The organism is Paracoccus marinaquae (assembly GCF_018860165.1).
GTDB classification, from domain to species: Bacteria; Pseudomonadota; Alphaproteobacteria; order Rhodobacterales; family Rhodobacteraceae; genus Paracoccus; species Paracoccus marinaquae.
Window position 1 is genome coordinate 16,540 of record NZ_JAHKNG010000043.1, and the last position, 11,332, is coordinate 27,871.

The 11,332-nt window shown below is 61.8% G+C and carries 11 protein-coding genes; 9 read left to right on the forward strand and 2 right to left on the reverse strand.

Features of this window, described 5'->3' with window-relative positions; translation table 11 throughout:
- Positions 1-60: 60 nt before the first annotated feature.
- From KNW02_RS17260 to KNW02_RS17280, 5 genes are all read left to right on the forward strand, one after another.
- Complete coding sequence (locus KNW02_RS17260; protein ID WP_216034478.1) at positions 61-732, forward strand: winged helix-turn-helix domain-containing protein; 672 nt, start codon at positions 61-63, stop codon at positions 730-732.
- On the forward strand, positions 725-2,122 hold the full coding sequence (locus KNW02_RS17265; protein ID WP_252734043.1) for a sensor histidine kinase: 1,398 nt from the start codon (positions 725-727) through the stop codon (positions 2,120-2,122). The genes KNW02_RS17260 and KNW02_RS17265 overlap by 8 nt, the downstream gene beginning before the upstream one ends.
- Before the next feature lie 473 nt (positions 2,123-2,595).
- On the forward strand, positions 2,596-3,849 hold the full coding sequence (locus KNW02_RS17270; protein WP_101459033.1) for a DNA methyltransferase: 1,254 nt from the start codon (positions 2,596-2,598) through the stop codon (positions 3,847-3,849).
- Between the two features lie 161 nt (positions 3,850-4,010).
- Positions 4,011-4,934, forward strand: coding sequence for a DUF262 domain-containing protein (locus tag KNW02_RS17275; protein ID WP_216034479.1), 924 nt, complete (start codon positions 4,011-4,013; stop codon positions 4,932-4,934).
- 77 nt (positions 4,935-5,011) lie between these two features.
- Entirely contained in the window at positions 5,012-5,803 is a 792-nt protein-coding gene (locus KNW02_RS17280) for an HNH endonuclease family protein (protein ID WP_216034480.1), read from the forward strand.
- 90 nt (positions 5,804-5,893) lie between these two features.
- On the opposite strand, the gene KNW02_RS17285 is transcribed toward KNW02_RS17280, so the two are convergent.
- Both KNW02_RS17285 and KNW02_RS17290 read right to left on the reverse strand, forming a co-directional pair.
- Positions 5,894-6,427: a DUF3489 domain-containing protein gene (locus KNW02_RS17285; RefSeq protein WP_216034481.1), complete on the reverse strand. Its 534-nt coding sequence runs from the start codon at positions 6,425-6,427 to the stop codon at positions 5,894-5,896.
- A gap of 100 nt (positions 6,428-6,527) precedes the next feature.
- Positions 6,528-6,755, reverse strand: coding sequence for a hypothetical protein (locus tag KNW02_RS17290; protein WP_101459036.1), 228 nt, complete (start codon positions 6,753-6,755; stop codon positions 6,528-6,530).
- A gap of 122 nt (positions 6,756-6,877) precedes the next feature.
- Between KNW02_RS17290 and KNW02_RS17295 the strand changes: the two genes are divergently transcribed.
- Genes KNW02_RS17295 through KNW02_RS17310 form a run of 4 tightly spaced genes read left to right on the forward strand, consistent with a single transcriptional unit; the run spans position 6,878 to position 11,183 of the window.
- Positions 6,878-7,465 (forward strand): hypothetical protein, encoded by a 588-nt coding sequence (locus KNW02_RS17295; RefSeq protein ID WP_216034482.1) that lies wholly within the window; start codon positions 6,878-6,880, stop codon positions 7,463-7,465.
- A complete protein-coding gene (locus tag KNW02_RS17300; protein WP_216034483.1) occupies positions 7,413-9,455 on the forward strand; it encodes a phage terminase large subunit family protein in 2,043 nt (680 codons plus the stop codon). Before KNW02_RS17295 ends, KNW02_RS17300 begins: the two co-directional genes overlap by 53 nt.
- Positions 9,456-9,458: 3 nt before the next feature.
- The gene (locus tag KNW02_RS17305; RefSeq protein WP_216034484.1) at positions 9,459-9,671 is read left to right on the forward strand and encodes a phage head-tail joining protein; all 213 of its coding nucleotides are present in this window, start codon (positions 9,459-9,461) and stop codon (positions 9,669-9,671) included.
- A 3-nt stretch (positions 9,672-9,674) separates the two neighbouring features.
- Complete coding sequence (locus KNW02_RS17310) at positions 9,675-11,183, forward strand: phage portal protein (RefSeq protein ID WP_216034485.1); 1,509 nt, start codon at positions 9,675-9,677, stop codon at positions 11,181-11,183.
- The last annotated feature ends 149 nt before the right edge of the window (positions 11,184-11,332 follow it).

Sequence of the window (11,332 nt, forward strand, 5' to 3'; positions counted from 1 at the left end):
GGCTTGACCCAGACACAGGGCGGGCTATCCCTGCGAAGGGAACAACTGAAAGCAGCACCAATGCGCGTCCTTGTGGTCGAGGATCATGCAGAAACGGCCGATTACATCGCCTCCAGCCTGCGCGCGCAGGGGCATCTGGTCGATCATTGCGCAAACGGCCGCGAAGGCTTCCTGTCAGCGCTCGACAACAATTACGACGTGATGATTTTCGACCGGATGTTACCCGGTCTGGACGGGCTGACCCTGATCAAATCGGTCCGCGGCGCTGGGGTTGAGACGCCAGTCCTGATCCTGTCGGCGATGGACGGGATCGACGACCGGGTCGAAGGACTTGAGGCCGGTTCGGACGATTATCTGGTCAAGCCTTTCTCATTTCAGGAACTGTCGGCGCGGTTGGCGGCCCTGACACGTAGACCGCCCCTGAAGGCAGAAGAAACCGTCTTGCAGGTCGCCGATCTGGAAATGAACCTGGTCCGCCGCACCGTCACGCGGTCGGGCGTTTCGCTGGATCTGCAACCCCGCGAATTCGGCCTGCTGGAATATCTGATGCGCAATGCCGGGCGCGTGCTGACCCGCACTATGCTGCTGGAATCGGTATGGGACTTTCATTTCGATCCCAAAACGAATGTTGTCGAAACGCATATCAGCCGATTGCGCAACAAGGTGGACAGGCCCTTCGACACTGCGTTGATCCACACCATCCGCGGCGCCGGATACAGTCTGCATGGCTAAGGCTGGCAGCATACCGCGGTTCTTTCGCTCGACATCGGCGCGCCTGTCGCTGCGGTTCGCGGCGCTTTACGCCATCATCACCGCTTTGGTGTTCGGGCTGAGCTATCACTTCGCGGATCGCGAAATCAGCGAATGGGTATCGGACCAGCTGGCCGAGGATGCGGCGGGTTTCGCGCACCTTTATGAAAGCGATGGGCTGGAGGCTGTTCAGGCAAAGCTGGGCGGCTTCGCCGGGTTCAACTTTGAGGACTATCGAATCTATCTGCTTGAGGATGCCGATGGCATCATTCTGGCAGGAAATGTCGATGCCATCGACGGACAGGGCGGCGGCTATGTCGCGGTCGATGCAATACACGCCGAAAAGCCACGCTATGAGGATGTAACCGGCTATCTGCTGCATTCGGTACAACTCGGCCCGAACCGGCTGACATTGGGCACAAGCACCTATTTTCTCGAGGAACTGCGTGAGGTTCTCGGACGCGGCTTCGTTACGGGCTTCATCCTCTTGCTGCTTGCCGGTTTGCTTGCGGGGATCATTGTCGGTCGCAGAACCGAAAAGCGGCTGACCCAGATTTCAGCCACATTGAAGTCGGTGGCACTTGGCCAGTTGGAACGCCGCGTCCCCACCACTGGCAGCGACAGCGATGATCTTGCCCGCATGGCAGATGAAATCAACCGGACCATCGCGCAGCTTCAGCAGATGGTCGAAAGCCAGAAGCAGATATCAGCAGATATTGCCCATGATCTTCGTACCCCTATGCAGCGTCTGAGGCAGCGGTTGGATGTGCTGCTGAATGCGCCAGATCTGACGCCTGGAAACAGGGAGGTCGCGGAGCAAGCCGTCGAGATTGCCGACGATCTGATCGAGATATTCCATGCTCTGCTGCGGATCGCGCAGATCGAGGCTGGTCAGCGTTCAGTTCGGTTCGCTGCAACCCCGCTCGCCCCGATCCTCGCCCGGATCGAGGACGCCTATGGCCCCGTTGCCGAAGAGAACGATCAGACGCTGGTGTTTGGCATTGAGGATCAGGACGCAATTGTCCTTGGCGATCAGCACCTGCTGACTCAAATGATTGCAAACCTCGTTGAAAACGCCCTGCGCCACAGCCCCTCGAGAACGAGGATCGAGGTGACACTGGCAAGGGCAGATGACAGCATTCTGCTTCAAGTTTCAGACGATGGACCCGGCATCCCAGCGGAAGAGTGGGACAAGGTCTTCCGCCGCTTTTATCGCCTTGAGAAAAGCCGAACCACTCCGGGCAACGGCTTGGGCCTTAGCATGGTCAGAGCGATCGCGGAGCTACACGGCGCAGCAGTGACAATGAACGATAACAATCCGGGCCTGAGCGTTCTGCTGCGTTTCAGCAAGGCAGCGCCGCGAGGAGCCTAACCTGGACAATACAGCCTGCGAGACCTTGAAAGTGCCACACGAACAAACCCGCAACAAAACAGTTTGACATTCGTGCCCGGGTTGACTCATAACCCAAGCATCGAAGACGAGCGCCCAGAGAACAGACCCGCTTCAGGCGCTCTTCGCAAAACCCTTCCAGCCCTACCCCCCTGCCCTGGTTCCTCCCCGGCGCACCCCGTATTCGGGGGGGCGCAGCGCGGAAGTCTTCTAGCGACAGCCGATTTCACCGGGGAAGCCACCCGGAATCCAGGCAGCCAGCCTGAGAGCCGTTTCGGTCAATAAAACAATACCTTGAGCACCCCACGAGGGTGGCTTCCTGCTGGATTCCGGCAGAATCCAGGAAGCCATCTTCAGGATCCACTTTGCGGAAGCCAGCGCCACCGGAAGCCACCGGGATCCAGTCGGGATCCACCCCGCCAGAAGCCACCCAAACCACAGGACTACCCCGCCCCATGGACCTCGCCTTTGCGCCGCGCCAGATCGAGTTCTGGCCGATCGAGCACCTGCGCCCCTATGCCCGGAACGCCAAGATGCACGGGCCCGATCAGGTGGCCCGCATCGCCGCCAGCATGGCCCGCTTCGGCTGGACGGTGCCCTGCATGGTCGGGGACGACGGCGAGTTGATCGCCGGTCATGGACGGGTGCTGGCGGCGACGGAACTGGGGCTTTCGGAGGTGCCGGTGATCCGGCTCGGCCATCTCGATGAGGCGGAACGCCGGGCCTACCGGATCGCAGACAACAAGCTGACGGAACTCGGTGACTGGGACGAAGCGCTGCTGCGCGACGAGGTCGCGGGTCTGCTGGCCGAGGATTTCGACCTGTCACTGCTGGGCTTTGCCGAGGATGAGCTGGAGGCGCTGCTGCAGGATCCGGAGTTCGGCGAGAATGTCGGGGCGGAGGGTGAAGACGAGGTGCCCGAGCCGCCCGCCGATCCGGTCTCGGTGCCGGGCGATCTCTGGCGGCTCGGGCCCCACCGGCTGATCTGCGGCGACAGCACCTCAGCGGATGTCGTCGGCAAGCTTTTGGGCGATGTCCGCCCACTGCTGATGGTCACCGATCCGCCCTATGGGGTGGAATACGACCCGAACTGGCGCAATGCCACGGGCGCGGCCAAGACCAAACGCACCGGCAAGGTGCTGAATGACGACCGCGCCGACTGGCGCGAGGCCTGGGCGCTGTTTCCGGGCGATGTGGCCTATGTCTGGCACGGCGCGCTGCATGCGACCACGGTCGCCGACAGCCTGATCGCGGCCGGCTTCGACATCCGCTCGCAGATCATCTGGGCCAAGGACCGGCTGGTCCTCAGCCGGGGCGATTATCACTGGCAACACGAGCCCTGCTGGTACGCGGTGAAGAAGCGCGGCAAGGGTCATTGGGCCGGGGACCGCAAGCAGACCACCTTGTGGCAAATCGCCAACAAGGATCAGGACGCGGAAACGGTTCACGGCACGCAGAAGCCGGTCGAGTGCATGCGCCGGCCGATCCTAAACAATTCCAGCCCTGGACAGGCGATCTACGAGCCTTTCATGGGCTCGGGCACCACGCTGATCGCGGCCCAGACCACCGGCCGGGTCTGCTACGGGATCGAGTTGAACCCCGCCTATGTGGATGTCGCCATCGCCCGTTGGCAGAACCTGGCGGGTAAGCCCGCCGTGCTGGACGGTACTGGCCAAACCTTTGCAGATCTGACAACCTCCCGACGCTGAGACCAGAACTCTCGCAATCTTCGCCATATCGTGAGGACTGCGACCTCCCGAACTGTTGCACCGATGCGGGTCTACGAAATTTGGTCATCTGGGCGATAAGCTTGACACTCAATCGCTTCATGACAAGGTGCTCGTAACAAAATCGAACAATCGGAACTCCTATGACAGTGCAGCGTATTGAGAGCAAAGATTGCTCGATTAAAGACCTTTTCCACCAATTCTACGCTGTTCCCGACTACCAGCGTGAGTATGTTTGGGGTCCAGAGGAGGTGGAGCAGCTTCTGTCAGATATACGCGGTGAAATGGGCGAAGCATCAAATCCCGAAGCTCCAGAATACTTCATCGGCAGCATTGTCGTCTGTCCCAGCAATAACATCGACGATGTCCTCGATCTGATCGATGGACAACAGCGGATGACAACACTCTATATTTTGCTTTGCGCTATCCGTGATCGATTGAAAGACTTGGGAGCTGCCGAGTTAACGACGCTAAAGTCCCAAATCGCAGATTCAACTGTCGACGACATCGGTAACGAGACCTTCCGGCACCGTCTCGAACTGCAATACGAAGATAGCGGAGATGCCTTGACTCATATTGCGACGGGCAGGCCCATCGGCAACGCTACGACCACCTCAATGAACAATATGGCCGTTGCCCACCATGTCGCGAAAAAGTTCCTTGCCGCCGAGTTCGATGAGGATCCTAACGCGCTACGCGCCTTTTACGGCTATCTTACCAACAAAGTTAAATTAATCCGGATTCAAACCGAGGATGTCGCAAAAGCGCTAAAGATCTTCGAAACGATCAATGATCGCGGCGTCGGCCTCAATTCTATGGACCTGTTGAAGAATCTACTGTTCATGAAAACCGCGCCCGACAAGTTCGACAAGCTGAAAGCTAGCTGGAAAGAACTTCAGGATGTTATCTACGACATGCGCGAGAAACCCCTTCGATTTCTACGATATTTCATAGTCAGCCGATACAACGTAGATATCATTCGTGAAGACGAGATTTATGGCTGGTTTTCCAGCAGGGATTCCGAGATTGGGTACTCCAAGGACCCGAAGCTTTCGTTAGAGAGTTGATATCGGCGGCACGCGCATATAGCAACTTCAGGTCTGGCAACGATCAAAATGGCAAACGCAATCGCTACCTAGACAATATGCGCCTTTTGGGCGGCTCTGCAGCGCGGCAGCATTTGATCTTGCTTCTTGCCGGACGGCATCTGGAACCAGAACTTTTTGATCGGCTGGCGGCGGAGGTCGAGAATCTCTTCTTCTGCTATGTCATCACGCGTGAGCCGACGCGAACATTTGAACGCAATTTTGCTCGTTGGGCAACCGAGCTTCGGAAAGTAAATTCCTTGGAGCAGTTCGACACCTTCATTTCAGAGCGCTTCGACAAGGAGAAAGCAACACTGGCAAACCGCTTCGATGATGCGATAGGGCGACTCGAGCTGGGCAAACTCCAACTGTACAGAATGGTATACATCCTTGGAAAGCTGTCCCAGCAGGTCGATATCAATGCTTATGGCGAAACACCCGGCACCGCTTGGCTCGATCACTATATGAGCAGCGGATTCGAAATCGAACATATCTACCCGCAGAATCCGACGCCCGACGCTTTGGAGGAGTTTGGAGAAATAAGCGATCCGACCATCGTGCAGAGGCTCGGCAATCTAGTGCTGGCCGAAAAATCTATAAATGCTTCGCTTGGCAACCGCCCCTACTCCGAAAAGAGACCGGTTTATCAGCAATCAAAGCTTCTGTTGACCCGCGCACTTAGTGAAAGGCCGAAGGTCGGAGCGAATACACGCATTGACCGTGCCGTAGCAAAAATAGAACCTTACCCAAATTGGAACGAGGGCTCCATTAACGACCGGCAAAAAGCACTTGGAACATTATCGCGGGCGATTTGGGGCATGCCGGAACGCCAGCAAGCGTTCGGCACCTGAGAAAATAGCGGCCAGCATCACTGTTTCGACCTGCGAAACCCCCGCAAAAGTGGGGTCGTTCAGTCGGATAACGCCTTTACACGGATTTCACTATTCGCTGAGTGCCAGCCTGTAGATCCTTCCTCGACCGTCCACCTTTTCGGAGGTCACGGTCAGCCCCAGCTTTTTCTTCAGCGAACCGGAAATGGCCCCACGAATCGAATGATGCTGCCATCCCGTCGCCTCGGCGATCTCGGCGATGGTCGCGCCGCCCTCCGCCTGCAGCATCGCGATCAGCCGCGCCTGCTTGGTGCCGGGGCGCTGGGCGGCGGCGATGGCCTCAGGCTTCGCGTCCCGCAGGCCCGCCATGGTTTTCACCACGACCGGGTCGATCCCGACTGCCGCAAGGCCCTCGGGCGTCGCGATCAACGTGGTGCCATGCCCGTCGCCGGTCTCGCGCCAGAGCGGTTCCTTGTGCCGGAGATTGGCTTCGACCTCCTCGATGAGGCCGAGCTTGATCATCCGGCCGATGGCCATCTTCGCCGCCGCACCATGCAGCCCGTCGGGCAGCGGCAGGGCGAGACTGCCCGGCCGGGCGCTGGCGCGGGTCAGGATCAGGGTCTGGGTGTCGGTGAGTTTGGTCATTGCTCGCTCCGTGCATCGCCGCCGCAGGTCACGGTCGGCTTCTACGGAGCCGGGCCCCGCTCTCGGCGGGGCGTGACAGTCGTCTTTATCGGCCCGCGCGTCAGGCGGCGTGTTCACCCTCGCCGAATGTAAAATCGCTGATCTGCTTCAGCAGGTGGGCCTGATATTCGAGGCTGCCGACATCGCCCCAGTTCAACCGCTCCGGGTCTGCCCCGAAATGATCCTCGCTGAAGTCCTGCAGCCGGGCCAGCATCGCGTCGATTTCGGTCTTCTTCGCGATAAAGGCGGCAAGGGCGGCGTCATTGGTGCGGGCGGTTTGGCGGGTCATTTCGGTCTCCGGGAGTTGCGTTTCGTTGATGCAGCATCGCTCCGGGGCCTCCTGAAGTGTAGAGAATTCGGAGCAATAACAGTGCTTTCTGATGCACATCACCATCATCTTCGGTGGCACCTATGAAGGGCATGAGCGAGCGGGCCTATGCGGCCCATGCCGGACTGTCGCGCGGGGCGATCCAGAAGGCGCGGAAGAGCGGCAGGCTGGTGCTCTTCGCCGATGGCTCCATCGACGCGGCGGCGTCGGACGCAAGGCGCGCGGCCACAACCGATCCTGATCAGCAGCAGCGGGCGAAGGGCGGCACCGCGCGACAGTCAACGGCAGCGCAACGCACGCCGGATGCCAACCTCACCGCCCCGTCGATCTCCGGCCCGGGCGACAGCTCGTCCTATCTCAAGGCCCGGACGGCGCTGACGGTCTATCAGGCGCAGGAACGCCAGATCGCCATTCAGAAGAAGAAGGGCGTGCTGGTCGACCGGGCCCGCGCCGAGACGCTGGTTTTCCGTCTCGCGCGGCAGGAACGCGATGCCTGGGTGACATGGCCCGCGCGCGTCGCCGCGATCATGGCAGCGGAGCTGTCAGCGGAAACCGAGAAAGCGGCCGGAGATGCCGTCACGATCAGCACCGGGGTGCTGCAGAGGGTGCTGGAAGTCCATGTCCGAGACCAGCTCACCGCCCTCGCCGATCTCAAGGTTTCTCTTGAATGATGACGATGGGAGCGATGATCACAGCCCCGACCTGAGTTTCGACGGCGCCGAGGACATGTTGCGCGCCTGGTCGCGCGGCATCCGGCCCGATCCCGATCTGACGGTCTCGGAATGGGCGGACAGGCATCGCTGGCTGTCCTCGCGCGCCGCCGCCGAGCCGGGGCGCTATCGCACCGCGCGGACGCCCTATCTGCGCGAGATCATGGATGCGCTCTCGCCGGGCCATCCGGCGCAGCGGATCAGCTTCATGAAGGCCGCGCAGGTCGGTGCGACCGAAGCGGGCAACAACTGGATCGGCTTTGTGATCCATCACGCGCCGGGCCCGATGCTGGCGGTACTGCCGACGGTCGAGATGGCGAAACGCGCCTCGCGCGGCCGGCTCGACCCGCTGATTACGGATTCGCCGGCCCTGCGCGAACGGGTCAGCCCGGCGCGGTCGCGCGATGCCGGGAATTCGATGCTCTCAAAAGAGTTTCCGGGCGGCATTCTGGTGCTGACCGGCGCCAACAGCGCGACCGGCCTGCGTTCCATGCCTGCACGCTATCTGTTTCTGGACGAGATCGACGCCTATCCGCCCTCGGCCGACGAGGAGGGCGATCCGGTGACACTGGCGGAGGCCCGCAGCACCACCTTCGCCCATCGCCGAAAGGTTTTTCTGGTTTCGACGCCGACGATCCGGGGGCTGAGCCGGATCGAGCAGGAATTCGAGGCGTCCGACCAGCGACGCTATTTCGTGCCCTGCCCGCATTGCGGTGCGATGCAATGGCTGGAATTCGAGCGCCTGCGTTGGGACAAGGGCAAGCCCGAGACCGCTGCCTATGTCTGCAACGCCTGCGATACCCTGATCGCCGAGCATCACAAGACGGCCATGCTGGAAGCGGGCGAATGGCGGGCGACGGCGGTCGCAACTGACCCGTATCATGTCGGCTATCACCTCTCGGCGCTTTATTCGCCCATCGGCTGGAAGAGCTGGGAACAGATCGCCCGGGAATGGCTGGCCGCTCAGGGCAATGACGAGATGCTGCGCGCGGCGCGCAACACGCTTCTGGGCGAGACCTGGGTCGAACGCGGCGAGGCACCGGAATGGCAGCGGCTGGCCGACCGGCGCGAGGTCTTCGCGGCGCAGATCCCCGAAGGCGGACTGTTCCTGACCGCCGGGGCCGACATTCAGAAGGACCGCATCGAGGTCGATATCTGGGCCTGGGGACGGGGCCTACAAAGCTGGCTTGTCGATCACATCGTCATTCCCGGCGGTCCGGACAGTCCGGCGGCATGGGCGGAACTGACGAAGCTTCTGACCCGCACATGGCAGCACGCACATGGCGCGGTGATGCCCATCGCAAAGCTGGCGATCGATACCGGCTATGAAGCAGCAGCCGTCTATGCCTGGGCGCGGGCGCAGGGCTTTGAACAGGTCGTGCCGGTCAAGGGCCTCGAAGGCTTCAACCGGGCAACGCCGGTCTCGGGCCCGACATTTGTCGATGCGACGGTGGGCGGCAAACGCCTGCGGCGCGGTGCCCGGCTCTGGTCGGTGGCCACGGCCACGTTCAAGATCGAGACCTATCGCTTCCTGCGGCTGGAACGGGTCACGGATGAAGAGCGGGCGGCGGGCCAACCCGATCCGCCGGGGATGATCCATCTGCCGGACTGGGCCGACAGCGAATGGCTCAAGCAGCTGGTCGCCGAGCAGCTGGTCACGGTGCGCAACAAGCGCGGCTATGCCCGGCAGGAATGGCAGAAGCTGCGCGAGAGGAACGAGGCGCTGGACACCCGCGTCTATGCCCGTGCCGCCGCCTGGATCATGGGCGCGGATCGCTGGGACGAGCGCATGTGGCGGCAACTGGAGGCGCAGGCGGGCGTCACGGCACCCGAGACCAAAGCTACCGACGCCGCTGAACCGACCACCGACCCGCCTGCCCGTCAGGCCGGTGCACCACCAACCACACCACGCCGCAAGCGGCAAACCTACACACCGCGTTTCATGAGGTGAGAGATGGAAATCGACCGGATGCGGGCTCTGCTGTCGGCCCTACAGGAAGCCCGGTTCAGCGGGCTGCGCGCCGTCAGCTATGACGGCAAGACCCTGACCTATGGCTCGGACACGGAACTGGCCGCCGCGATCAGCGATCTGGAAGCCCGGATCGCGCGTGCCGCTGGGAAGACCCGCCGTCGGCACTGGGGCACCGTGGCCACGAAGGGGCTCTGAGCCATGGCGTTCGACGGCATCCGCGCGCGGCTGGGCGCGATCATCGGCGGGTTCGATGCAGCACAATCCCATCGCCGGTTGCGCGGTTTCCGGGCATCCCGCGCCCATGTGAACACGCTGATCGCAAGCGCGGGCGAGACCATCACGGCCCGCGCCCGCTGGCTGGCACGGAACAATGGCTATGCCTCGGGCGCCGTGGAAGCTTTCGCAAGCAATGTCGTGGGCGATGGGATCAAACCCTCGTCCTCGATTGCGGATGCAACCCGGAAGGAGGCGCTCCAAAAACTCTGGCTCGCCTGGACGGACGAGGCCGATGCCGAAGGGCTGACCGATTTCTACGGGTTGCAGCGCCGCGCCGCGCGGGAACTGTTTCTGGCGGGGGAAGTATTTCTGCGCCTGCGCCCGCGCCGACCCGAGGACGGACTGTCGGTGCCGCTGCAGCTGCAGATGCTGCCCTCGGAAATGCTGCCGATGGATCTGAACCGCGAACTGCCCGGCGGAGGCACGATCCGTCAGGGCATCGAGTTCGACGGGATCGGCCGGCGCGTGGCCTATCACCTGCTGCGCCGTCACCCGGGCGACATGACCGATCCGGGGCTTGTCGGCGAGACGGTCCGCGTACCCGCCGGCGACATCATTCACGTCCTCGATCCGGTCGAGGCCGGACAGTTGCGCGGCGTCTCGCGCTTCGCCCCGGCCATCGTCAAGCTGTTCACGCTGGATCTTTATGACGATGCCGAGCTGGAGCGGAAGAAGACGGCGGCGATGTTCGCGATGTTCATCACCTCGCCCGCCCCGGAAACCCCGCTGCAACCGACTGATGAGGATCTGGAGGTCGAACCGGGCCAGGTCGTCCGTCTCGATCCGGGCGAGGATGTTTCGACCCCGGCCACACCAGACTCGGGATCGACCTATGAGCCGTTCCAATACAGGACCCTGCTGCAGATCGCGGCGGCGCTGGGCATTCCCTATCCCTATCTGACCGGCGATGCGGCACGCGGCAACTTTTCCAACACCCGCGTCGCGCTGCTGGACTTCCGCCGCCGCGTCTCGGCGATCCAGCACAGCGTGATCGTCCATCAGCTCTGCCGCCCGGTCTGGCAGCGCTGGATTGAACTGGCGGTGCTGTCCAAATCCATCGACCTGCCCGGCTATGACCGCGACCGCCGCACATACCAGGCGGTCAGCTGGCTGCCGACGCGCTGGGATTGGGTAGATCCGATGAAGGACGCCTCGGCCGAGATCCTGCAGATCGAGGCGGGCCTCAAATCCCGCAGCCAAGCGATTTCCGAGCGGGGCTATGACGCCGAACAAGTCGACCGCGAGATCGCGACGGAACGCAAGCGCGAGGCCGCGCTGGGCCTCGATTTCCGCCGCCCGGGATCGCCCGCGCAGGGGCCGAAAGGTGAGGCGGGGTCCGAGGAAGGCGACGCGGCGGGTGATCGCAGCAATGACGACTCGGATGCCGACGAGACCAACGATGATGATGCCAAACCCGGGGAGGACCGCTAATGCATCACGCCCATATCGCGCAGCTGTTGATTGCCACTGAGAATTGACCCGGCATTGTCACCGAGATCTGACCCACCCGGTTGTTATGTTCTGCGCGTCATGTTGGCGTCAATGCAGATGTCTCCTTTCGTTTCTTTTTCGCCGTCTCG

What these genes read in the sequence shown, in the direction of transcription:
- KNW02_RS17310 (WP_216034485.1), top strand. Translation starts at nt 9,675, where the DNA reads ATGGCGTTCGACGGCATCCGCGCGCGGCTGGGCGCGATCATCGGCGGG.
- KNW02_RS17290 (WP_101459036.1), bottom strand. Translation starts at nt 6,755, where the DNA reads ATGACCCGCCAAACCGCCCGCACCAATGACGCCGCCCTTGCCGCCTTT.
- KNW02_RS17280 (WP_216034480.1), top strand. Translation starts at nt 5,012, where the DNA reads ATGCGCCTTTTGGGCGGCTCTGCAGCGCGGCAGCATTTGATCTTGCTT.
- KNW02_RS17285 (WP_216034481.1), bottom strand. Translation starts at nt 6,427, where the DNA reads ATGACCAAACTCACCGACACCCAGACCCTGATCCTGACCCGCGCCAGC.
- KNW02_RS17275 (WP_216034479.1), top strand. Translation starts at nt 4,011, where the DNA reads ATGACAGTGCAGCGTATTGAGAGCAAAGATTGCTCGATTAAAGACCTT.
- KNW02_RS17270 (WP_101459033.1), top strand. Translation starts at nt 2,596, where the DNA reads ATGGACCTCGCCTTTGCGCCGCGCCAGATCGAGTTCTGGCCGATCGAG.
- KNW02_RS17295 (WP_216034482.1), top strand. Translation starts at nt 6,878, where the DNA reads ATGAAGGGCATGAGCGAGCGGGCCTATGCGGCCCATGCCGGACTGTCG.
- KNW02_RS17260 (WP_216034478.1), top strand. Translation starts at nt 61, where the DNA reads ATGCGCGTCCTTGTGGTCGAGGATCATGCAGAAACGGCCGATTACATC.
- KNW02_RS17300 (WP_216034483.1), top strand. Translation starts at nt 7,413, where the DNA reads ATGTCCGAGACCAGCTCACCGCCCTCGCCGATCTCAAGGTTTCTCTTG.
- KNW02_RS17305 (WP_216034484.1), top strand. Translation starts at nt 9,459, where the DNA reads ATGGAAATCGACCGGATGCGGGCTCTGCTGTCGGCCCTACAGGAAGCC.
- KNW02_RS17265 (WP_252734043.1), top strand. Translation starts at nt 725, where the DNA reads ATGGCTAAGGCTGGCAGCATACCGCGGTTCTTTCGCTCGACATCGGCG.